17 protein-coding genes and 1 pseudogene are annotated in these 23497 nt (G+C 62.4%); 4 read left to right on the top strand and 14 right to left on the bottom strand.

Annotated features, from left to right (window positions below; genetic code table 11):
- Positions 1–12 precede the first annotated feature (12 nt).
- A complete protein-coding gene (locus CO666_RS12100; protein ID WP_097612367.1) occupies positions 13–1401 on the bottom strand; it encodes a dipeptidase in 1389 nt (462 codons plus the stop codon).
- Between the two features lie 214 nt (positions 1402–1615).
- Between CO666_RS12100 and CO666_RS12105 the strand changes: the two genes are divergently transcribed.
- Positions 1616–3994, top strand: coding sequence for a bifunctional diguanylate cyclase/phosphodiesterase (locus CO666_RS12105; RefSeq protein WP_097612368.1), 2379 nt, complete (start codon positions 1616–1618; stop codon positions 3992–3994).
- A 6-nt stretch (positions 3995–4000) separates the two neighbouring features.
- Here the strand turns inward: CO666_RS12105 and CO666_RS12110 are convergent, their stop codons facing one another.
- On the bottom strand, positions 4001–4417 hold the full coding sequence (locus tag CO666_RS12110; protein WP_097612369.1) for a MarR family winged helix-turn-helix transcriptional regulator: 417 nt from the start codon (positions 4415–4417) through the stop codon (positions 4001–4003).
- Positions 4418–4844: 427 nt separating this feature from the next.
- On the opposite strand from CO666_RS12110, the gene polA reads away from it, so the two are divergent.
- Complete coding sequence (polA, locus tag CO666_RS12120; protein ID WP_097612371.1) at positions 4845–7844, top strand: DNA polymerase I; 3000 nt, start codon at positions 4845–4847, stop codon at positions 7842–7844.
- Positions 7845–8117: 273 nt separating this feature from the next.
- Positions 8118–10475 (top strand): DNA translocase FtsK, encoded by a 2358-nt coding sequence (locus tag CO666_RS12125; protein ID WP_097612372.1) that lies wholly within the window; start codon positions 8118–8120, stop codon positions 10473–10475.
- 56 nt (positions 10476–10531) lie between these two features.
- On the opposite strand, the gene CO666_RS12130 is transcribed toward CO666_RS12125, so the two are convergent.
- The 4 genes from CO666_RS12130 to CO666_RS12145 form a co-directional block, all read right to left on the bottom strand.
- Positions 10532–11320, bottom strand: a complete 789-nt coding sequence (locus CO666_RS12130; protein WP_097612373.1) for an ABC transporter permease — start codon at positions 11318–11320, stop codon at positions 10532–10534.
- Between the two features lies 1 nt (position 11321).
- Entirely contained in the window at positions 11322–12491 is a 1170-nt protein-coding gene (locus tag CO666_RS12135; protein WP_097612374.1) for an ABC transporter permease, read from the bottom strand.
- Positions 12488–13561 (bottom strand): ABC transporter ATP-binding protein, encoded by a 1074-nt coding sequence (locus tag CO666_RS12140; protein WP_097612375.1) that lies wholly within the window; start codon positions 13559–13561, stop codon positions 12488–12490. The genes CO666_RS12135 and CO666_RS12140 overlap by 4 nt, the downstream gene beginning before the upstream one ends.
- Positions 13562–13671: 110 nt before the next feature.
- Positions 13672–14697 (bottom strand): ABC transporter substrate-binding protein, encoded by a 1026-nt coding sequence (locus CO666_RS12145; protein ID WP_179869671.1) that lies wholly within the window; start codon positions 14695–14697, stop codon positions 13672–13674.
- Positions 14698–15244: 547 nt separating this feature from the next.
- On the opposite strand from CO666_RS12145, the gene CO666_RS12150 reads away from it, so the two are divergent.
- Positions 15245–16183 carry a LysR substrate-binding domain-containing protein gene (locus CO666_RS12150; protein ID WP_245436781.1) on the top strand — a complete coding sequence of 313 codons (939 nt, stop codon included), beginning with the start codon at positions 15245–15247 and terminating at the stop codon, positions 16181–16183.
- Here CO666_RS12150 and CO666_RS12155 read toward each other — a convergent pair.
- From CO666_RS12155 to phnC, 8 genes and pseudogenes are all read right to left on the bottom strand, one after another.
- Positions 16113–16648, bottom strand: a pseudogene (locus CO666_RS12155) (GrpB family protein). The gene CO666_RS12150 and the pseudogene CO666_RS12155 sit on opposite strands and share 71 nt — an antisense overlap.
- Before the next feature lie 20 nt (positions 16649–16668).
- Positions 16669–17262, bottom strand: a complete 594-nt coding sequence (phnN, locus tag CO666_RS12160; protein ID WP_097612378.1) for a phosphonate metabolism protein/1,5-bisphosphokinase (PRPP-forming) PhnN — start codon at positions 17260–17262, stop codon at positions 16669–16671.
- Positions 17259–18398: an alpha-D-ribose 1-methylphosphonate 5-triphosphate diphosphatase gene (locus CO666_RS12165; protein ID WP_097612379.1), complete on the bottom strand. Its 1140-nt coding sequence runs from the start codon at positions 18396–18398 to the stop codon at positions 17259–17261. Before CO666_RS12165 ends, phnN begins: the two co-directional genes overlap by 4 nt.
- A gap of 13 nt (positions 18399–18411) precedes the next feature.
- Entirely contained in the window at positions 18412–19107 is a 696-nt protein-coding gene (locus CO666_RS12170; RefSeq protein WP_097612557.1) for a DUF1045 domain-containing protein, read from the bottom strand.
- A gap of 141 nt (positions 19108–19248) precedes the next feature.
- A complete protein-coding gene (phnE, locus tag CO666_RS12175; protein ID WP_097612380.1) occupies positions 19249–20592 on the bottom strand; it encodes a phosphonate ABC transporter, permease protein PhnE in 1344 nt (447 codons plus the stop codon).
- A gap of 7 nt (positions 20593–20599) precedes the next feature.
- Positions 20600–21559, bottom strand: a complete 960-nt coding sequence (phnE, locus tag CO666_RS12180; RefSeq protein ID WP_097612381.1) for a phosphonate ABC transporter, permease protein PhnE — start codon at positions 21557–21559, stop codon at positions 20600–20602.
- A gap of 66 nt (positions 21560–21625) precedes the next feature.
- Positions 21626–22531, bottom strand: a complete 906-nt coding sequence (gene phnD / locus CO666_RS12185; protein ID WP_097612382.1) for a phosphonate ABC transporter substrate-binding protein — start codon at positions 22529–22531, stop codon at positions 21626–21628.
- Positions 22532–22614: 83 nt separating this feature from the next.
- Complete coding sequence (gene phnC, locus CO666_RS12190; RefSeq protein ID WP_179869672.1) at positions 22615–23460, bottom strand: phosphonate ABC transporter ATP-binding protein; 846 nt, start codon at positions 23458–23460, stop codon at positions 22615–22617.
- Positions 23461–23497: the final 37 nt, after the last annotated feature.

The raw sequence follows: 23497 nt of genomic DNA on the forward strand, positions 1-23497 counted from the left end.
GTGCCGTTTCCCTCAGGCGGCGAGCGCCTGAAGAATCCGCACCCAGGAACGGATGCCCTTGTGGTACGAGACAAGCTCGTATTTCTCGTTCGGCGAGTGGATTCGATCATCGGCGAGGCCGAAGCCGACGAGCAGCGATTCCATGCCGAGCATCTTCTGGAAATCGCCGACGATCGGGATCGACCCGCCCATGCCGATGACGATGGCGGGTTTCGGCCACTCATCGGAAAGCGCGGTCTTCGCCTTGGTCAGAACCGGCGAATCATAGGAGAGGTGGATCGCCGGCGAACCGCCATGCGGATGGAATTCGACCGAGCAATCGGCCGGAATCTTCGACCTGACATAGGCGCGGAAAGCTTCGCGGATGGCGGCCGGATCCTGCGTGCCGACGAGACGGAACGAAACCTTCGCCGAAGCCTTGGCGGCAATCACCGTCTTGAAGCCTTCGCCGGTATATCCGCCCCAGATGCCGTTGACCTCCGCGGTTGGCCGCGCCCAGGTGAGTTCCAGCACCGAGCGGCCCTTTTCGCCGGAAGGAATGGAAAGGCCGACGTCGCCGAGGAAGCTCTCGGCGGTCTTGCCGAGCGTTTCCCATGAGGCCTTGATATTGTCAGGAGTTTCCTCGACGCCGTCGTAGAAACCGTCAAGCGTGATGCGGCCCGTCTCGTCATGCAGGCCGGCCAGAGCCTCGACCAGAATATGAATCGGATTGGCCGCAGCACCCCCGAAGAGGCCGGAATGCAGGTCGCGGTCGGCGGCCGTGACCACCACTTCCTCGCCGACGAGGCCGCGCAGTGCCGCGGCAATCGCCGGCGTGTCGCGGTCCCACATGCCGGTATCGCAGACCAGCGCATAATCGGCCTTGAGCTCGGCGGCATTGGCCTCGAGGAAGGGCTTCAGCGACGGCGAGCCGGATTCTTCCTCGCCTTCGAAGAGAATGGTGATGCGGCAGGGAAGCGCGCCGTTGATTTCCTTATAGGCGCGGCAGGCCTCGACGAAGGTCATCAGCTGGCCCTTGTCGTCGGAGGTGCCGCGGCCGGTCAGGATCTTGCGGCCGTCGCCGACATCCTTGATCGACGGCTCGAAGGGGTCGTTTTCCCAGAGCTCGATCGGGTCGACCGGCTGCACGTCGTAATGGCCGTAGAAGAGAACATGCGGCGCATCGGCGGAAGCGCCGGCATGGTGGGCGACCACCATCGGGTGGCCTGGGGTGTCGCGCACCGAAGCCGTAAAGCCGAGCGTCTGGAGATAGGCGACGAGCCATTCGGCGGCTTTGCGGCATTCGGCCTTGAAGGCGGGATCGGTGGAAATCGACTGGATGCGCAAAAGCTCGAACAGTTTTTCGAGGCTCGATGAAAGGTTCTGGTCCGCGCGTGCAAGCACCTGTTGTACATCGGTCATTTTCGACTCCTTCTTGAAATTCGGCCGGACGATAGACCAAACCGGCAAGGCAGGCGAGGCGGAAAAAGCAAAAATGGACGGCGTGACAGGTGACCGGATTTAGATCGGCGTCGAGAAGATTTGCCGGTTAATATAGAAGGGTTCTCTAATTCAATTTACAGTTATTTAGTACAACCTAAATAACCTGACTGAATTCAACTGTTCGGGGGGACGGATGTTTTCGGTCATTACATGTATTCGGGATGATCACGATTGGCGGCTGGTGCTCGCGGCGGCCGTGGTTTGCCTGATCGGGGCGATGGCAGCGATGCTGCCGCTTTCCCGCGCTCAAGGATTCGATGGCGGGCGGCGCAAGCTCTGGATCGGCGCCTCGGCTTTCGCCTTCGGCACCGGCGTATGGGCAACGCACTTCATCGCGATGCTGGCCTATGACGGCGGCATGCCGATCAGCTACCGGCTGGGCCTGACGGCCCTTTCCTTCCTCCTGTCGGTTGCCGGTTCATGGGCGGCTATCCTCATCGCTTCGCAAAGCCGCAGCAGATTTTCGCACATCCGCGGCGGCGTCCTGATGGCGTTCGGCATCGCCTCGATGCATCTGACCGGCATGCAGGCGATCGAGACACAGGCGGTCATCCGCTACGATCCCATGATGACGCTGAGTGCGGTTCTCGCCGGAGCACTGCTGTCGAGCGCCGCCTTCCACGCCTTCTTCCGGTTGAAGGGACTGAGGCGCCTTCTCACCTCGTCCGTCACCTTCGTCCTGGCGATCTGCGCTCTCCACTTCATTTCGATGGCCAGCATCACGCTCGTGCCGGACCCCGGCAAGGAGCTTCCGGCAACCGTGCTCGATACCAGCCTGCTCGCCGCGATCGTCGTGGTGGCGGCGACGGCTCTCATTCTGATCGCTATCGCGGTGGTCTTTATCGAAAGTCGCCTGACGGATCTGAGGGGGCTCGCAAATGCCTCGCAGGAAGGGCTGCTGATCCTGCGGGAAGGCAGGATCATCGACGCCAACGAACGCTTCCTGGGGCTTTCCGGCTGGAAGCTTGCCGATCTCTCGGGCAAGGCGCCATCGGTTGTTCTGACCGCCGCCCAGGGACAGAACAGGCCCGGCGAGACGCTGCTCAACACCAGGAGCGGCAAGGAGATCGCCGTCGAACTGAATACGAGCAGGATCGTCTATCGCGGCCATAACTGCGATGTGCTGGCGGTGCGCGATCTCACCGAGCGCAGGCAGGCCGAGGAGCTGATCGAACACCTTGCCCACCACGATGTTCTCACCGATCTTCCGAACCGGTCGTTGTTCGACACGCGCATCCGCCAGGCGCTGCAGATGGCCGAGCGAAAGAACAGCGAGGTTGCTCTCTTCTATATCGATCTCGATCGCTTCAAGACCGTCAACGATATTTTCGGCCACGCCGAGGGCGACCGAATTCTCTGCAAGGTCGGCTCGATCCTGCGTCGCGTGGCCGATGAAAGCGATACGATCGCCCGCCTCGGCGGCGATGAATTTGCCATCATCCAGCCCGCCGGACAGCAACCGGCGGCCGCCCAAAAGCTTGCGGCTGATATCATCGACGAATTCGCCGCCGAGATGGACACCGCCCGTGACCCCACGGCCGTCGGCGTCAGCCTCGGCATCGCGCTCTTTCCAAGAGATGGGCGCACGGCCGAAGAACTCTGCAACAACGCCGATACCGCGCTCTACCGCGTCAAGCATGACGGTCGCGGCAGAGCCTGTTTCTTCGACGCGGAAATGGACGAAGCGGCGCGGAACCGCCGCCAGATCGAAAGCGACCTGCGCCACGCCATTACCCGCAACCAGCTCAATGTCAGCTATCAGCCGATCCTCAATGCCCAGAGCGGCGAGATCACCGGCTACGAGGCCTTGATGCGCTGGCATCGGCCGGGCCACGGCATGACGGAGCCCGACGTTTTCATCCCGATCGCCGAGGAAAGCGGGTCGATCGTTCAGCTCGGCGAATGGATATTGCAGCAGGCCTGCATGGAGGCCGCGCGCTGGCCGCAGCCGCTGACGATTGCAGTCAATGTTTCGCCGGTGCAGTTCATGCTGCCCAACCTTTGCGAACGGGTCGAGGCGGTTCTCGCCGAAACGGGGCTCGCACCCGATCGGCTGGAACTCGAGATCACCGAGGCGGCCCTGATCCGCGATCGCGACCGGGTGATGGCAACGCTGCAGCGCCTGTATAAGTTAGGGGTGCACATCGTCATGGACGATTTCGGCACCGGCTTCTCTTCGCTCTCGAACCTGCGCTCGTTTCCCTTCGACAAGATCAAGGTCGACCGCAGCTTCACCGGCGTGCTGGAGCATGATGCGGCGGCGCGATCGATCGTGCGCGCTATCATCGGTCTCGGCCACAGCCTCGGCATGCCCGTCGTCACCGAGGGTGTGGAAACGGAGATGCAGCGGCAGATCGTCGTCGAGGAAGGCTGTGCGCAGGTGCAGGGACTGTTGCTCGGCAAACCGGACATCGAGCCGAGCATGAAGCAGGCCGCCCGCAAGAGCTTCCTGTCGGGGCAGGCCGGGACCGGCATGCAGCCGCCGCGGCGCACACGCCTTGTCAGCGAATGATCCCGGTCAGAGCGCCTTGGCGTTTTCCAGAAGCCGGCGGATATATTCGAGCGTCAACTCGCGCTCGAAAACCCGAAAACCTTTGAACAGCGCAAGATCGGCCTCACGCGCCGTCTCGATCGCTTGCGCTTCCATGGCGCGGGCCTTCGGCGTCAGGAAGAGCAGTTGCGCCCGCTTGTCGGATGGATGTGGCCGGCGTTCGATCAACCCGTCGCGGACCATGCGCGAAAGCGTGTTGGCCATGGTTGCCTGCTCGATATCGACCCTTTCGAGAAGCTGTTTCTGGGTCAGCCCGTCCTCGGCCCAGAGTTCCAGCAGAATGGGGAACTGACCCGGAGAAAAACCGAGCCCGACCGCGCGCTGGTGCAGCGAGCGGGCAAAACCCTTCGCCAGCTGGCTGGCAAGGTAAGCTCCCGATTCCATGCGGTTAAATCCCATGATTGCAAGTTAGGCTCAAAACCATGCCGGAGACAATGCAGCAAATCGCATGCGATGCTCCAAAATATGCAAGCCGCGACGATAATTTCGAGTGCCTGGAAAAACAAAAGTCGCCATGGCCTGGAGGTTGGCCATGGCGACCTTAAAGTGGGGACAAAGGCCCGGAGAGGGGGATAAGGCCTTTGTCCAAGCCTGACGCGGCGGGGGACAAGCCGGTGATCAGACCCGCGGCGCGATCAAGCGCCGGTGACATCGATTTGTGTCCGCAAATGTGGTTTTTCAAGGGTCACGCCACGTTACAAATCGGTAACAGTTTGGTGAGCCGGGCTCCTGACCGCCGAGCGTGGGGAATCGATTTCACGCACCGAACTTTATATGGACCTCGTCCCGTGCCCGCGCTATCCATGCACGCATGAAAAAAGGCGATCACCTCTTCCTAGTCGATGGTTCCGGATTCATCTTTCGGGCGTTTCATGCACTGCCACCGCTGACCCGCAAGACCGACGGCCTGCCGATCGGCGCCGTTTCCGGTTTCTGCAACATGCTGTGGAAGTTGTTGAGAGATGCGCGCAATACCGATGTCGGTGTCACGCCGACCCATCTTGCCGTCATTTTCGACTATTCCGCCAAGACCTTTCGCAAGGATCTCTACGACGCCTATAAGGCGAATCGCTCCGCGCCTCCGGAAGAACTCATCCCGCAATTCGGCCTGATCAGAGAGGCGACCCGCGCTTTCAACCTGCCCTGCATCGAGACCGAAGGCTTCGAGGCCGACGACATCATCGCCACCTATGCCCGTCAGGCCGAGGCATCGGGCGCCGATGTCACCATCGTCTCCTCCGACAAGGATCTGATGCAGCTCGTCACATCCAACGTCCACATGTATGACAGCATGAAGGACAAGCAGATCGGCATTCCCGACGTCGTCGAGAAATGGGGCGTGCCGCCGGAAAAGATGATCGACCTGCAGGCGATGACCGGCGATTCCGTCGACAATGTTCCCGGCATCCCGGGCATCGGCCCGAAAACCGCCGCCCAGCTGCTCGAGGAATATGGCGATCTCGACACGCTGCTCGACCGTGCCGCCGAGATCAAGCAGGTCAAGCGCCGCGAGACGATTCTGGCCAATATCGAGATGGCGAGGCTCTCGCGCGAACTCGTGCGGCTGCGCACCGATGTGCCGCTCGATCTCGATCTCGACGCGCTGGTGCTGGAGCCGCAGAACGGCCCGAAGCTGATCGGCTTCCTGAAGACGATGGAATTCACGACGCTGACGCGTCGCGTCGCCGAAGTCTGCGATTGCGATGCCAACGCCATCGAGCCGGCAATCGTCCGCATCGAATGGGGCAAGACGGCCCACGGGCCCGATCTCGATGCAGTGGAGCCGGAGCCCGTTGCCGGCGGCATCCCCGAGGTCTCGGGCGAATCGGTGCCGGTACCGCCGCGTGCCAAGGCGAAACCCGCCGTCGAAGGCGCCTTTTCGCCCGCCGATCTTGCCAAGGCGCGGGCCGAAGCCTTTGCGGCGCTGCCCTTCGATCATTCGGCCTATGTGACGATCCGCGATCTGGCCACACTCGACCGCTGGATCGCCGATGCGCGCGCTACCGGCCTCGTCGCTTTCGACACCGAAACCACGTCGCTGGATGCGATGCAGGCCGAGCTTGTCGGCTTTTCGCTGGCGATCGCCGACAATGTCGCCGATCCCACCGGCACGAAGATCCGCGCCGCTTACGTGCCGCTCGCCCACAAGAACGGCGTCGGCGACCTGCTTGGCGGCGGCCTTGCCGACAATCAGATCCCCATGCGCGATGCCTTGCCGCGGCTGAAGGCATTGCTGGAGGATCCTGCGGTTCTGAAAGTCGCGCAGAACCTGAAATACGACTACCTGCTAATGCAGCGCTACGGCGTCGAGACCCGGAGTTTCGACGACACGATGCTGATCTCCTACGTGCTTGATGCCGGCACCGGTGCGCATGGCATGGATCCGCTCTCGGAAAAATTCCTCGGCCACACGCCGATCCCCTACAAGGATGTGGCCGGCAGCGGCAAGGCGAACGTCACCTTCGATCTTGTCGATATCGACCGCGCCACCCATTATGCCGCCGAAGACGCCGACGTGACGCTGCGCCTGTGGCTAGTGCTGAAGCCGAGGCTGGCCGCGGCCGGGCTGACCAGCGTCTATGAACGGCTGGAGCGGCCGCTGCTGCCGGTGCTGGCGCGCATGGAAGCGCGGGGCATCACCGTCGACCGCCAAATCCTCTCGCGCCTGTCCGGCGAGCTGGCCCAAGGTGCCGCGCGCCTGGAAGACGAAATCTACCAGCTCGCCGGCGAGCGGTTCAATATCGGCTCGCCGAAGCAGCTGGGCGATATCCTGTTCGGCAAGATGGGCCTTGCCGGCGGCAGCAAGACGAAGACCGGGCAATGGTCCACCTCCGCCCAGGTGCTCGAGGATCTGGCCGCCGCCGGTTTCGAGCTGCCGCGCAAGATCGTCGACTGGCGCCAGCTCACCAAGCTGAAATCCACCTATACCGACGCGCTCCCCGGTTATGTCCACGCCGAGACCAAGCGGGTCCATACCTCCTATTCGCTGGCATCGACGACGACGGGGCGCTTGTCTTCCTCCGAGCCGAACCTGCAGAACATCCCCGTGCGCACCGCCGAAGGCCGCAAGATCCGCACCGCCTTCATCTCGACGCCGGGCCATAAGCTGATTTCTGCCGACTACAGCCAGATCGAATTGCGCGTGCTTGCCCATGTGGCCGAGATCCCGCAGCTGACCAAGGCCTTCGAGGATGGCGTCGACATTCACGCCATGACCGCGTCGGAAATGTTCGGCGTACCGGTCGAAGGCATGCCCGGCGAAGTGCGCCGCCGCGCCAAGGCGATCAATTTCGGCATCATCTACGGCATCTCGGCCTTCGGTCTCGCCAACCAGCTGTCGATCGAGCGTTCGGAAGCCGGCGATTACATCAAGAAATATTTCGAGCGTTTCCCCGGCATCCGCGACTATATGGAAAGCCGAAAAGCGATGGCGCGCGACAAGGGCTATGTCGAGACGATCTTCGGCCGGCGAATCAACTATCCCGAAATCCGCTCGTCCAATCCGTCCGTGCGCGCCTTCAACGAGCGTGCGGCGATCAACGCGCCGATCCAGGGCTCGGCTGCCGACGTCATCCGCCGGGCGATGATCAAGATGGAGCCGGCCCTTGCCGAAGCCGGCCTTGCCGAGCGTGTCCGCATGCTGCTGCAGGTGCATGACGAACTCATCTTCGAGGTCGAGGACGAGGATGTCGAAAAGGCGATGCCGACAATCGTCTCGGTGATGGAAAACGCCACAATGCCGGCGCTCGAAATGCGCGTGCCGCTCAAGGTCGATGCGCGCGCCGCCAGCAATTGGGACGAGGCGCATTGATCCCTCCCGCCCGGACGCGCAGCGGTTCCGGGGTGACGGCATGCATGAAAACAGTAAGCTGAAGCACGTCTGCAGGAACCACATTCGCTGCACCGCGCTTCGGCCGCCGCCCCAAAATGGCAAAGATTTTTCCGCCTAACGCAAATCATTGAAAGAACAGCACTTTATGTCAGGCAGCCGTCTCGGAACGATACGGCAGGAAGGAACTTATTAACCTTCCTTTTCTATCCCGGTAGGGTCGTAATTTGTTAGGCATGAGTGAGTAGCGGACGCATGCGTTTTCCCAGAACCAATTTGACGGACGCCGGTGACTTTTCCAGCGGGATTGAAACGGAGCTTCCGGAGGTAGATCCGGGAGAAAAGCCGGCGGCGCCGATCTGGCAGAGCAATTTTTCCCTCGCGCCGAATGTCCGATTCACCCGCACGCCGGAAACGCTGATCAGCAGGCGCCGCGGGCCGAACGAGCCAGTTCGCGATGATTCGCAGATTGGACAGCAGGCGATACGCATAGAGCCGGTCGCCGTCGACGTGCCGTTCGATATCTATCTGCCGGAGCCGGAAGAAATTTCCGCAGCGCCCGTGGTCGAACTGCAGCCGCCCCCCTTGGCTGAAGAGGCCGCCGCGCCGGCCTTCCGCGCCACCGCCGAGCTTTCCTCCATTTCGGATTTCGCCTTCTGGGAAGTCATGGCCTTCGAAGAGGCCGAGCCGGTTCGCGCGCCGCCCTTGATCTCGTTCCCGAAGGCTGAGACCGCACCCGAATCGATCACATCGCTGTTCCGTATCATGGAATGGCGCCCCGGCCGACCGGCTCCCGCTCCGGCCGCCTCCCGCCCGGTGCCGCCGCCGCCGGTCTCCGCAAAGGTTGCCATACGTCCTCCGGTCGCCCCTGCTCTGGAAAAACCCAGGCGCATCCCTGTCGAGGCACCGGTCGTGTCGGCACCGCAGGCAATACAGGCGCTTCCGATCGCGCCAGCCCCCCAGATCGCGCCAGCCCCTCAGATTGCGTCGGCTCCCCAGGTCTCGCCACCGCCGCAGCGCACGCCGCCTGTCGCCGCGGTTCTGCCGTCGCCGCGCCTCGTCGCGCGGCCCGAAAGGATCGACGCCTCAGGCTATGAATTCCCGCCGCGCGCCCTGTTGCAGGAGCCGCCGGAACGGCTCGGCGAGATCATGTCGCAGGAGACGCTGGAGCAGAATGCCGGGCTGCTGGAAAGCGTGCTCGAAGATTTCGGCATCAAGGGCGAGATCATCCATGTCCGCCCCGGCCCGGTCGTCACCCTCTATGAATTCGAGCCGGCCCCGGGCGTGAAGTCGTCGCGCGTCATCGGCCTTGCCGACGATATCGCCCGCTCGATGTCGGCGCTTTCGGCCCGTGTCGCCGTCGTGCCCGGCCGCAACGTCATCGGCATCGAATTGCCGAATGTCACCCGTGAAACCGTTTATTTCCGCGAGATGATCGAAAGCCAGGATTTCGACAAGAGCGGCTACAAGCTGGCGCTCGGTCTCGGCAAGACGATCGGCGGCGAACCTGTGATCGCCGAGCTTGCCAAGATGCCGCATCTGCTCGTTGCCGGCACCACCGGCTCGGGCAAATCGGTCGCCATCAACACGATGATCCTGTCGCTGCTCTATCGCATGACGCCGGAACAATGCCGGCTGATCATGGTCGACCCCAAGATGCTCGAACTCTCCGTCTATGACGGCATTCCGCATCTCCTGACGCCCGTCGTCACCGATCCGAAGAAGGCGGTGATGGCGCTGAAATGGGCCGTGCGCGAGATGGAGGAGCGTTACCGCAAGATGTCGCGCCTCGGCGTGCGCAATATCGATGGCTACAACGACCGCGTGGCGCAGGCGCGCGACAAGGGCGAGACCATCCACATCATGGTCCAGACCGGCTTCGAGAAGGGAACCGGTGCGCCGGTCGAGGAAAGCCAGGAGCTGGATCTCGCGCCGATGCCCTATATCGTCGTCATCGTCGACGAGATGGCCGACCTGATGATGGTCGCCGGCAAGGAGATCGAAGGCGCGATCCAGCGTCTGGCGCAGATGGCGCGCGCCGCCGGCATTCATCTGATCATGGCGACGCAGCGCCCCTCGGTCGACGTCATCACCGGCACGATCAAGGCGAACTTCCCGACCCGCATCTCCTTCCAGGTGACCTCGAAGATCGACAGCCGCACCATTCTCGGCGAACAGGGCGCCGAGCAGCTGCTCGGCCAGGGCGACATGCTGCACATGCAGGGCGGCGGACGGATTTCCCGCGTCCATGGTCCCTTCGTCTCCGATCTCGAGGTCGAAAAGGTCGTTGCCCATCTGAAAACGCAAGGGCGCCCCGAATATCTCGACACCGTCACGGCCGATGAAGAGGAAGAGACGGAAGAGGAAGAGGCCGGCGCCGTCTTCGACAAGAGCGCCATGGCCTCGGAAGATGGCAATGAACTCTACGAACAGGCGGTCAAGGTCGTCATGCGCGACAAGAAGTGCTCGACCTCCTACATCCAGCGCCGCCTCGGCATCGGTTACAACAGAGCCGCTTCGCTCGTCGAGCGCATGGAGAAGGAAGGCCTCGTCGGCCCGGCCAACCACGTCGGCAAGCGCGAGATCGTCTCGGGCCGGGGTGACGGCGATTGATCGGCATGAGCAGCGCCGTCACGGCTCGACGTGAGGCGCTGCACTCCATTGGCACGTCATCCCGCGACTGCGGAACGGGTGGCGCGTTTGTGCACGATGGCAAGCAGACCGCCGAGCAAGATCGTTCCGAGGATGAAGAGAAATGCCGCGGCGACGATGGCCGGGCTGATGTTTTCGCGAATGGACGAGAACATCTGGCGCGCGAGCGTCAACTGGTTTGGGCCGGCGACAAACAGGGTTAGCACGACTTCATCCAGCGAGGTGGCAAAAGCCAGCACCGCGCCTGACAGTACACCCGGCATGGCGAGCGGCAGCGTTATTTTCCAGAAGACCTTTGCCGGAGAAGCCCCCAGGCTCGTCGCCGCCCGCTCGACCCGGTGGTCGATGCCGTCAAGCGCCGCGGTGACGCTGATCAGCACGAAGGGTACGGCGACGACGGTATGCGCTGCGATGACGGCCGCAAAGGTGTTCGGAAATCCGAGCTTGGCAAACAGGATCTGAAGCCCGACGCCGAGCACGACCGCCGGAACGACCATCGGCAGAAGGAACATTGTCCGCAGTGCCGAACCGAAGACAATGCGCCGGCGTAGCGCAAGTGAGGCCAGCATGCCGAGCACGGTTGAAAGCAACGTGGTCCCCGTGCCGATCAGCAGGCTGTTGACGATGGATCGGCGCCAGGCGTCTCCGTTTGCGAGTTCCGCAAACCAGCGGGTCGAAAAAGAAGGGATGGGATAGGCCAGGAAACTGCTGGAGGTAAATGCGATCGGCAGGATCGCCAAAAGCGGGGCCAGCAGAAAAATCACCGTCGCCGCACCGTACAGAAATTTAAGCAAACGAACTGTCATGTCAGGCACCTGCCGTCTTCGTCGAGAGCCGGCCATAGACGCCGTAGAGCACGATGGTCGCGGCGAGCAGCACGATGCCGAGCGCGCCGGCCATGCCCCAATTGGCGGAGCCGGTGGCATAGAAGGCAATCACCGAACTGATCATCTGGTCTTTCGGCCCGCCGATGAGCGCCGGCGTGATGTAGTAACCGAGTGCTGCCATGAAGACGAGCAGCCCGCCGGAAGCGATGCCGCGCAATGTCAGAGGCAACAGGATTTGCAGGAAGGCCCGGATCGGCCGTGCGCCGAGAGAGGCTGCCGCCGGCATGAGATTTCGGGGGATTGCGATGAGGACGCTGTAGATCGGCAGGACCATGAAGGGCAGCAGAACATGCGTCATGGCGATAATAACACCCGTTCGGTTGAAGAGAAGCGGCAGCGGGTCGCGGACGAGGCCGAGCGAGACGAGGAAGGAATTGATAAGCCCCTTGTCCTGCAGGAGGATGTACCAGGCCGCGGTACGCACCAGCAGCGATGTCCATAGCGGCAGGAGCACCGCGGCAAGGAGAAGCTGTCGCCGCCAGCCGCTGGAGGCTGCGACCAGCATCGCATATGGCAGGCCGATCAGGCATGTCGCCACGGTCACGACGGCAGCCACAGTGAACGTTCTGAGAAGGATTGCCCGATTGGCCGACTCGCCATCCGGCATCGCCACGATGGTTCCCGACGTGTCGTGCTGAAGGTCAACCGCGGCAAGGAGATTGCGATCGGTATAGGGATAGGTCGCTTCGGCGATGGCCCGCCAGAACGCGGGATCGTTCCATCGCGCGTCCACCTCTCCAAGTTTTATCGGTTCGGCGCTGTCTTTCACGGCGGCGACGGTCTTTCTCATCAGCGTGCGGAAACCCGGCTGGGCGCTGTTCAGTCTTCGGACCACCTCGCCCAGATTCTGGTCGTCGTCGATCGATTTCAGGTCTTCGGCAAGTGCGATCTGCATTTCGTCGGACGGCTCGGAATTGCGGTTCCAGGCCGAAACCGCGGCTGTCGTTCGGGGCAGGTTCTGGCTGACGACCGGATCTGACACCGCCTGCTCGAGCACCGTCAGCAGTGGCCAGAGGAAAAAGACAGCCAGGAACAGAGTAAGAGGAAGGACAAGGGCGAAGGTGCCGATGTTTTGACGGAACGCGCTCATGCCGCAATCACCCAGCAATCGTCCGGTGCGAAATGCGCCACCACGTCGGCGCCAGCTGGCCACTCCATCGATCGCCTGTCGGTCCGAACCACGAAGCGGAAGGCATCGTGGTCAAGCTGCACTCGCAGGTGATCGCCTTGGTATACGCTGTCGAGTATTTTCGTCGGCAAGGCGTTCGTCGCAGACCCACTCCCGCGGGCCGCCAGAGAAATCCGCTCAGGACGCACCGAAATATGGACGCGGCTTCCGACCGAGAGGGAGCCGTTGCCGGATACGATCACATGCCGCCCATCGGCGATCTCGATTGAGGCCCCGGCTGTTCCGGTCGTCTTCACCGTTCCTTCTATCAGATTGGTTTCGCCGATGAATTCGGCGACGACGCGTGTTTGCGGGCGGTCATAGATATCACGCGGCGAACCGATCTGCTCGATGTTCCCATGGTCGAAGACTGCGATGCGATCGGACATGGTCAGCGCCTCGGCCTGATCGTGGGTTACGAACACCACGGTCAGCTCCAGACGCTTGTGGAGCGCGCGGATATCGAGTTGCATCTGTTCCCGCAACTGCTTGTCCAGCGCCCCCAGCGGCTCGTCCATCAGCACGACGGCCGGCTCGAACACCAGAGCGCGGGCGAGTGCCACACGCTGCTGCTGCCCGCCGGAGAGCTGGGCCGGCTTGCGGCTGCTCATCGCAGACAGCTGCACCATGTCGAGCGCCCGTTTTACGCGATCGTCGATCTCGCTGCGGCCGACGCCGCGCATCTTCAGCGGAAAGGCGATGTTGTCGGCGACCGACATATGCGGAAAGAGCGCGTAGTTCTGGAAAACGACGCCCATTTCGCGCCGATGCGGCGGCAGATGATCGATACGGCGGCCGTCGAGACAGATGCTGCCGCCGGTCGGGTTTTCGAAACCCGCCGCCATCATCAGCAAGGTTGTCTTGCCGGAACCCGAAGGTCCGAGAAGGCTGACGAACTCGCCCCTCTCGATGTCGAGCGACAGGTCTTTGACGACCTGAAGCGTGCCAAAGGATTTGGAGACTCTTTCAAAGCGTATGCGCGGCGTAGCCAAGGCGGCCCTCCGTTCGGATTATCGGTGCTCAAGGAGACGAAGTGACGAGGATGTGCGGAAGCCCCCATGGATCCTCGGCACGAGCGATCCGTGGGGGCGATATTCTGCCGCTACTGTGCCAACCAGGCGTCGAATCTTTTGGTCAGCGCTTCCGAATTGTCGATCCAGAAGTCCGTATCGAGGCTGACGGCGCCCTGCATGTTGGCCGGGGTCGTCGGCAGGTCCGCCAGTTGGTCGGGCGGCAGGGTCTTGCCGGCTTCCGTGTTCGTCAGGCCGTAGGCGATATATTGCGGCAGCTTTGCCTGATTTTCCGACTTGCTGGCGAAGGCAACGAAGTCAAAGGCCGCATCCTTGTTTTCGGCACCCTTCAGGACGACCCAGCTGTCCACGGCGTAGATGCTGCCCGGCCAGACAACCTTGAACTTCCTGCCTTCCGTGCGGTTGATGCCGGTGATACGGCCGTTATAGGCGCTGGTCATGGCAACCTCGCCGGAGGCAAGCAGTTGCAGTGGCTGGGCGCCCGAGGTCCACCAGACCAGGCTCGGCTTCAAGGCGTCGAGCTTGGCGAAGGCGCGGTCGACGCCTGCCGGTGTCGCCAGAACCTCGTAAACCTGGTCGGCCGGCACGCCATCGGCCATCAGCGCGGATTCGAGCGTGTATTTCGGCCCCTTGCGCAGCGCACGCTTGCCCGGAAATTTCTTCACGTCCCAGAAATCGGCCCAGGATTCCGGGCCCTTGGCAATCTTTGCGCCGTCATAGGCGATCGCAGTCGACCAAACGATGGAGCCGACGCCGCAATCGCTCACGGCGGATGGGAGGAATGCATCTTTGCCGCCAAGCTTGCTCCAGTCCACCTTTTCAAAAAGACCGTCGGCACAGCCGAGCGCAAGCTCATCTGCTTCGACTTCCACGGCATCCCAGGAAGGATTGCCGGCTTTGACCTTCGCCTGAAGGACGCCGATGCCGCCATCCCAGGCCTCATCGAGCAAGGGCTTGCCGGTGCCTTCGGAGAAGGGTTGGAAAAAAATCTTTCGTTGAGCATCCTGAAAGTTCCCACCCCAGGAAGCTATGGTGAGGTCCCTGGCCACGCTCGGCCCCGTAGCAACTGCCAATGACAGCAGTCCCAGAGCTGCCATTGTAGACCTGTTCTTGAGTTTCATTCGCTTCCCCTGTTTGTTGAGCGTCTGGTAGACGCCTGGTTGACAGCCACGATCTTTTTGATCGTTGGCGATCTCGTCGGCCGCGCCTGTGGGATAAGCAAAGCCCGGCTGCAGCAGGCTTGCCGTGTGTCATCTCCAAGAGGCGGACGGTTTTGCTACGGACAATGCTGGCCGATGTCCCCAGGGGCGGAAAGGCGCTTTTTGTTGCCCTCGGTGGAGACGTGGATGCACCGCTCCCAATCGACCTCTCCGGTCAGACATTGCTCAAGCCCCCGAATTCGACGGGACTCGCCGGTGAAGAGGGGCCGATACTGCAATTGTCAATTGGCCGGTAAGTGGTGCATCATATGCACCACCGTGCACCACTCTTCGTTACACCGAAGGTCCGAAGCCTATGTAATATGGACGGCGTAAACGGCATTCCGACTTCGGTTCGGTCGAACCACTTTCCTTGTGAGGGACAGGATTGCGCAGAGGGAAATCGTTGGCAGATGAACCGGAAGGGGTTCAGAAACGCGGACGTTTGCCACCATTATCCATGGTGCGCGCTTTCGAGGCGGTCAGCCGGCTGGGCTCGATGCGCAGGGCCGCGGACGATCTCAATCTCAGCCACACCGTCATATCCCGTCACGTCCGCAACCTCGAAGCCTGGCTTGGCACGCGGCTTGTCGATGCCGGACCGCGCGGCATCAGGCTGACGGCGGAAGGCCGGGTTTTTGCCGAGACCGTCGGAACCGCTTTCGACCTCATTGCCAAGTCGACGGCGGAATTGCGCCCAGCGGTCAACCGCACCGTCTTGCGCATCTGGTGCGTGCCAGGCCTCGCAACGCGTTGGCTGACGCCGCGCTTCAATCAGCTCCAGCTTGCCTTGCCCGGAATCGATTTCGTGATGCGCGCCACCGATCTCGAACCGGATTTCACGCGTTATGAGGCCGATGTGGACATCCGCTACTCCGACGAGCCAAGAGGAAATGTCCGCTGGATCTTGCTGGAGAGGCCCCGCATGTTTCCGGTGACAAGCCCCGAATGGATCAGCAGGAATGCGCCAATACGTACCCTCGACGATCTGGTGCGCCAGCCGTTGATCCACGAGGAAAGCCGCGACCAGTGGCGGCAATGGTTTCATAAGGCCGGCTTCGAGCATGAAGTGGTTTTGAATGGTCCGCGGTTGTGGTCGGCCAATCTGACGGTCGATGCGGCGGTCGCAGGCCAGGGAATAGCGCTTGCCACGCGTTTGATCGCCGCAGACGACCTGCGCGCCGGGCGGCTGGTCGAATTGCTCGAAACGGATGTTCGGCTCGGCGGCTATTATTTCGTCGGATCGCGAGAACGCTGGAATGAAGTGACCTTGGCGCGGTTCCGCACATGGATGCAACAGTCAATCGCTGAAACTATTGGCGGTCATTCGTCTGATGAAACCAGCAGGCCGGGGCGGATATGGCCAGCCGCACCGTCTCGCTGACGAACCCAGTCTTCCCATCGGTGTAGAAATCCAAATCGCCGCCTGCCTCCACAGCCAGGCGGCGTTTCAGCTCGGCATAGGCCCGAGCTCTTTCCGGGTGCTCCCGGAGATAGTCGCGGAACAGGATGCGCTGGCGATGCGCATGATTGTCGGGTCCGCAGAGATAGAGCTTGAATCCGTAACCCTGGTCATCCCGGGTGAAGGCCCAGCGATTCTCTCCCCGATCGCCGTGAAGACGAAATCGGCCGCGCGCACCGCTTCGACCGCCGTCGGCAGAACCTCGTCGGAGGTCGTGACGATATCGAGGTCGATCTTCGGCTTGGCGGCCAGACCCGGCACAGACGTACTGCCGATATGATCGATGGAAAGCACGAGGTCGCCGAGCAGAGTGGAGATTTCGGCGCTGATTTCGGCAAAGAGCCGCGGCCAGGACGGGTTGTAGTCGACCACTTTGACGGCGCGCATGCCCTTCCTCGCGATCTCCGTCAGTGCACCTGGGCAAGCAGCCCGTCGAGGATCCCGATCATCTTCTGCTCGGCCTCTTCGAGCGAACCGCTATTGTCGAGCTCCGTTACGTCGTAGTCGCCGCGCACCGTCAGCGGCCCGCGGGCGAGCCGTGCCATGATATCCTCATGCGTTTCGCGCCCGCGCGCCTCCAGCCGGCCGGCCAGCACTTCGGGGCGGGCGGTGACGTTGATGACCTTCAGCCGCGGGAAGGCGGCCTGGAAGCGGTGAAGTGCGGAGCGCGAGCCATTGGCGACGACGACGTGACCCTTCGAAAGGGCGACGGAGACTTCGGCCGGAATACCGTATTTCAAGCCGTGCGCTTCCCACCAGACCGCGAAGGAGCCCGACTGCTCCATGGCCGCAAAACCTTGGAGAGAGACCGAAAGATGATTCTCGCCGCCGGCATCGCGGTGGCGGGTAATGACGCGGCGGATGAAATGCACATTGTCACGCCCGGAAAATCGCTTGGCCGCGAGGTTCATCAGCGTGTCCTTGCCGGCGCCGCTCGGTCCGACGACGACGACCATGATTCCGCGCTCGGCGCCAGCTCCCGGATGAGGTTCGTGCGTCATGCGACACGGCGTCCCTGGCGCCATACGGAGCGTGTCACCGGCACGCCATGCGAACGGTGGACGCGGACGAGATCGGCGCGCAGCCCGGTGGCGATCCGGCCGCGATCGTCGAGGCTGACGGTGCGGGCGGGCGTCGACGTCACCATGGCGATCGCCTTCGGCAGTGTAATGCTTTCGACCTCGTCGGCAAGGATGAAGGGCGCATGCAGCAGGCTGAGCGGCACGTAGTCGGAGGACAGAACGTCGAGCACGCCCATTTCGGCGAGGTCGCGGGCGGCGATATTGCCGGAGTGGGATTTGCCGCGCACGATGTTCGGCGCCCCCATCAGCACGCTCATGCCATGGCCGTGCGAGGCCCGGGCGGCGTCGAAGCTGGTCGGGAATTCGGCAAGCCGCACGCCGTTGTCGATCGCCTCGTCGACATGCGAAAGCGTCGCGTCGTCATGGCTGGCGACGGTGATGCCGCGCTCGGCGCAGACCTTGGCGATGGCGTTGCGATGCGGCGTCGAATTGCGCGCCGATTCCGCCTGGCGCTTGGCGACGAAACGGGCAAACACCTCGTCGCTCAAGCCCCGCTTCTTCTGGTAATAGAAGATATATTGATCCATCGTCTGGAACTGACGCTGGCCGGGGGCATGATCCATCAGCGAGACGAGCCGCACGTGCCGGTCGTTTTCGAAATCGGCGAAATGTTCGAGCACATTGTCGGCCGAGACCTCGCAGCGCAGGTGCAGCAGATGCTCGGCGCGCAGCCGGCCTTCCTTCTCCGCCGACTGGATGGCATCGGCCATCTCGCGCATTTCGCCGTGTTCGAAGCCGCCGTCCTCGTCCGCACCCATGCGCAGGCAGTCGAACACCGTGGTGATGCCCGATGTGACGATCTGGGCGTCATGCGCCTGGACCGCGGCCGTCTTGTTCCAGCGAATGCCGGGGCGCGGCTGGTAATGGCCTTCGAGATGGTCGGTATGCAGCTCGACGAGGCCGGGAATGATGTAGTCGCCTTCAAAATCTTCGCCGGCTACCGAATTTCCCTCGGAAATGTCGGCGATCTTGCCGTCGCGAATGAGAATCGAGCCTGCGAGGATGTCATCCTCGAGAACGATGCGGGCGTTGGAAAACACGGTCTCTTTGCTCATCTCGTCAGGTCTTTCAGCTTTTGGCGCCGGCAAGCGGCAGCCAGGAATGAACTTTGAACGGGGCGCCGCGCGTCTCCTCGGTGAAGACGGCAAGGCCGGAAATCGAAAGCGGCCGGCCGGTGAAATCGGCGAAACGCTCGGTCAGAATCGCTTTCATCACCTCGGCGCGTGTCTCGGGCACTTGCCCGCTCAGCGTCATGTGGAAGCCGAAATCCTGCATGACGTAAGGATAACCCCAGCGCTGCAGATTGGCGCGCTGGCTGTCGCTGAGCTTCTCCGGGTTGCGCCGGGCGATATCGGCCGGAGAAAGCGCGGCGCGGAACGGCTCGAAGGACTTTACCACCTTCGCGGCGAAATCCTGAAGAGGTTGATGAAGAGAAGAGGGAATGAGGGCAAAAAAACGGCCGAGCTGGCCGAGCACGAGCTCGGGAATCTCGAAGGCGGGCGTGCGCGCGGCAAACTCCTCGGCAACCGTCAGGAGATCCTTCTCGGTGACCGAAGCGGCGAGCGCAAACGGCGCCTTGATCGTCGCATGAAAGCCGTAGCGACGCGGATCGGCGGTCAGTTCGAACTGCTCCGCTTGGCCGAGCTGCTCATGGTCCGGCGCGGCATAGGTCTCACCGCTGAACGCATCGCGGCCGAGCCAGAGCGAGGCCGCGCCGGTCAGGGGATCATCCTTCGGCGGCGAGAAATAGAGAGCGTAGCGCAAGGCTTTTATCCTGGGGATCGTCGAAACGGGGAGCGCAATGTGCAGTGATTTGGCGGCGAACCGCAAGCAGGTCCCGGCTAAAAGATTTCCGTGACAGAATGATGATGACGGCAGCGCCGCCATCGCCTTTCGACCGGCGGATCAGTGCGCTTTCGTGCCCATCAGCCGATGGCGCAGGGCATTCGAGGCGGCGTCGAAAAGGAAGACGACGATCAGAATCAGAATGACCATGTAGGCGACGTTTTCCCAGTTGGCATTGGTGCGCATGGCCTCCCAGAGTTTGAGGCCGATGCCGCCCGCGCCGACGGCGCCGATGATGGTCGCACCGCGCACGTTCGATTCCCATTGGTAGAGCGTCTGGCTGACGATGACGGGAACGATCTGCGGCATAATGCCGTAACGATGGACGAGCACGGTCTCGGCGCCGGTCGATTTGATGCCTTCGCGCGGCTTGTTGTCGATATTTTCGAGCCCTTCGGAGTAGAGCTTGCCGAGCGTGCCGGTCTCGGTGAGGAAGATCGCGCCGCTGCCGGCAAGCGGGCCGGGACCGAAGGCGCGCGTCAGGAACAGCGCCCAGATCAGCATGTCGACCGAACGCAGGAAATCGAAGAAGCGTTTCAGCACCTGGTTCAGGAAGCGGTTCGGCGTGATGTTGCGCGCTGCCATGAAGGCGAGCGGGAAGGCGGCGAGCGCGCCGAGCAGCGTTCCGAGGAACGCCATGACGATCGTCTGGAAAAGCTTGGTCCAGACGTCGCCATGCTGCCATTCGCTGTTGTTCCAGATGTCGTCGAAGGCGAGCGACAGGTTGGTCTGGTCGGGCTTGATGCGCGGACCGGAGACGATGAGGCTGAGAACCTCGCCGACCGGCTTGTCGAAGAAGGACGATTGCGTGTCGAAGATGAAATTCGCCCAGCCGATGAAACGCTTGCGGATTTTCACCCGGTCGACGGAAATGGCGACATTGCCGGCAAAGCCGAGATCGGCGAGCACATTGTCGTCATAAACGGTCATCCAGTCCGGCACCGGCCCGACGACCTCAGGCGCACCGCCGGCAAGCTCGACGGGGACGCTGAGCCCATGCGCGGTCACGATCGTCTCATTCTTCGACACGGTGACGCTGCGGCCGGTGCCGCTGATCGAGATGGTGATGCTGCCGTCGGGATTGTTCACCAGCCAGTCCGGGTGCGGATTGTCGCCGAGCGGCGAGAAACGCGGATAACGCACCTCGATCGAGCCGTCATCCCCGATGCGGAGTTCCGGCTGCACGTCGTAGCTCACCCATTGGCTGAGATAGATGCCGACGCGCTCCCAATGGGCTTCGGCGAAGAGCTTGGGCAGGTCGAAGAACCAGACGGCATAGAGACCGTAGAGCAGCGTCGCGATGACGATCATCAGCCCGCCGAAACGCTGGCGGAACGACCGGTGAAAATATTCCGGATAGCGCGCTTCGATCTCATGCATGCGGTTGGCGTCGATCACCGTCATGGCGGCCTCAATGTTGCAGGAGGAAGGCATGATCGCCGACCAAGCGGCGGCGCAACCATGCGGAGAACTGGTCGACGGCGACGATCGTCACGAAGAGCAGCAGAACCAGCGCCATCGTCTTGGCGCCGAAGCCGCGCGAGATCGAAAGCTTCAGTTCCTCGCCGATGCCGCCGCCGCCGACGGCGCCGATGATGGTCGAGGCGCGCACATTGATCTCCAGGCGCAGCAGCGCATAGGAGGTGAAATTCGGCAGCACCTGCGGCAGGGCGGCGAAGCGTACGCGCTCCCACCAATTGGCGCCGACGGCTTTCATGCCCTCGTCGGGCTTCATGTCGATATTCTCGGCGACCTCGTAGAAGAGTTTGCCGAGGGCGCCGATCGTATGCAGGGTGATGGCGATGATGGCGGCGACCGGCCCGATCGACAGGATCGCCGAAAACAGGCCGGCGATGACGATCTCGGGGAAGGCGCGCAGGAATTCCATCAGCCGCTTGGTGAAGACGCGCAGCGGCCATGAAGCCGTCAGGTTGCGGGCGGCAAAGAAGCTCAAGGGAACGGCAAAGACGAAGGCGACGATCGTCGAGATCAGCGCCACGTTGATCGTCACGATCATCAGCTCGAAATATTCTGGAATGTAGAAGGCGCCCCAGACGTAGACGCGGCCCTTGTCGAAATTGAATTCCTCGCCGCCCTTGTCGTTCACGCTCGCTATGTCGAACAGCGCGCGCCAGACGTCGTTCCAATCCTTGGGAATGAGCCAGCTCAGGAAATCGAAGAGATGCGGCAGGCGCTCGAAGAAGTGCCCGGCGTTGCTCTCGTCGGCGAAGCGGACGGAGCTCACGAAAGCTGCAATAAGGATAACCAGGCCGAGGATGGTGTAGAAGCGGCGCTTGGCGATCATCCGATCCCAGGCGGTGCCGATCTCCTGCGTGCTCTGCATGTGCGGCTGTGTATCGGCAACAGTCATCAACGCCTCGCCTGGTCACTAGAAAAAAGGCGGCCGTTTCCGGCCGCCCCGCATTCGAAAGGCCAATCAGCCGCCGATGGCAGCCTTACGGACTTCGACGACAGTGTTGTAGAAGTCGTGCTTGACGGGCGAGTAGCCCTTATAGTCGCCGCCTTCGATCGCCGCGAAGCACTTGTGATCCTTTTCCGGCAGAGCCGTGAAGAAGGCCGCGAGCTTCGTCTGCCAGTCCTGGCCGAGAGCGTTGCGAACGACGAGCGGGCCGTTCGGGATCAGCGGCGAACGCCAGACTTCAACGAGCTTGTTCGGGTCGACGGCGCCCTTGTCGACTTCCTTGCGGAAGGTACCGGAGGTGTAGCCGTCCTTGAAATCGCCGATGCCGGAGCTATCGTCGACGGCAACGTCGACCTTGCCGTCATAGGCGGCAAGCAGGTTGTTCTCGTGGCCGCCGTTGAACTGCGTGGAAGCGAAGAACTTGTCGTTCGGCATGCCGGTGTCCTTCGGGATCTGCGTCAGCGGAACGAGGTAGCCCGAGGTGGAGTCCGGATCGGCGTAGCCGAGCTTCTTGCCCTTGGCGTCCAGGATGGTCTTGATGCCGGAGGACTTCAGCGCGAGGCCGATCGAGTGGTAACCCGTCGAGCCGTCCTTCTGCTGCGTCGTCAGGATCGGCGTGACAGCTTTCGGATCCTTGAGGTAGACGGCCGCATAGCCGGAAGCGCCGAGTTCGGCGAAGTCGAGCGTGCCGCCGAGCAGGCCCTGGATCACGCCGTCATAATCGGCGGCCGGAAACAGCGAAACCTTCTCGAAGCCGAATTCCTGCTTCAGGTGGTCGGCGAGGCAGGCATAGTTGCGCAGGCGGTCGGTTTCGTTTTCGCCGCCGAGGATGCCGATGCGGAATTCCTTGAGATCGGCAGCATGGCCGGCGCCGGCGAGCGCTAGGAGCGCCGTTGCCGCAAAGAGTGCTTTCTTCAACATATGTCTCTCCTATTGACCGGTGTTTCCGGTCTCCCGTTACGAAGAAGTGTGCCCTTGACGCGGGCGCTCGATCGCGGCCGTCTCTAAAGACCGGCCAGCGCCAGCGGTTGGATGCCGGCGGATTGATTGTCTGCCCGTTCGCAAGCGATATTGATGGAGGTCGAGGTCATCGTTTCGTCGATGCCGGCGCCGTCCTTGTCCGTCCCGTAGATCGCCTTCACCGCTTCGGCCGTCAGCTCCGAGGGCTTGCCGTCGAAGACCACGCGGCCGCCGGCCATGCCGACGATACGCTCACAATAGTTGCGGGCCGTATCGAGCGTGTGGAGGTTGGTGATGACGGTGATGCCCTCGCGTTCGTTGATATCGCGCAGCGCATCCATGACGATCTTGGCGTTCAGCGGGTCGAGCGAGGCGATCGGCTCGTCGGCAAGCACCATCTTCGGGTTCTGCATCAGCGCGCGGGCGATCGCCACGCGTTGCTGCTGGCCGCCTGAAAGCGTGCCGGCTGCCTGCAGCGCCGTCTGCTCGATGCCGAGGCGTTCCAATGCCGCGATCGCATGCACGCGTTCCTCGCGGGTGAAGATGTTGAGCAGGCTCATCAGCGTCGAACGGTGATTGAGGCGGCCGAGCATGACATTGGTGAGAACATCGAGGCGCGGCACCAGGTTGAACTGCTGGAAGATCATCGCGCAGTCGCGCTGCCAGTTGCGCAATGCCCGGCCGCGCAGCCCGGAGACCTCGACGCCGGAAAAATGAATGGAGCCGGAGCTTGGCTCCTGCAGGCGGTTGATCATGCGCAGCAGCGTCGACTTGCCGGCGCCGGAGCGGCCGATGATGCCGACCATCTGGCCCTGTGGAATGGTGAGTGTGACGGCATCGACGGCGAGCTTTTTTCCGAACCGACGTGTGACATTCCTCAGCTCGAACATCATGCTCTTCCCTTGCGATCAGGCCTTGGTCAGCATC

The organism is Rhizobium chutanense (genome assembly GCF_002531935.1).
GTDB classification, from domain to species: domain Bacteria; phylum Pseudomonadota; class Alphaproteobacteria; order Rhizobiales; family Rhizobiaceae; genus Rhizobium; species Rhizobium chutanense.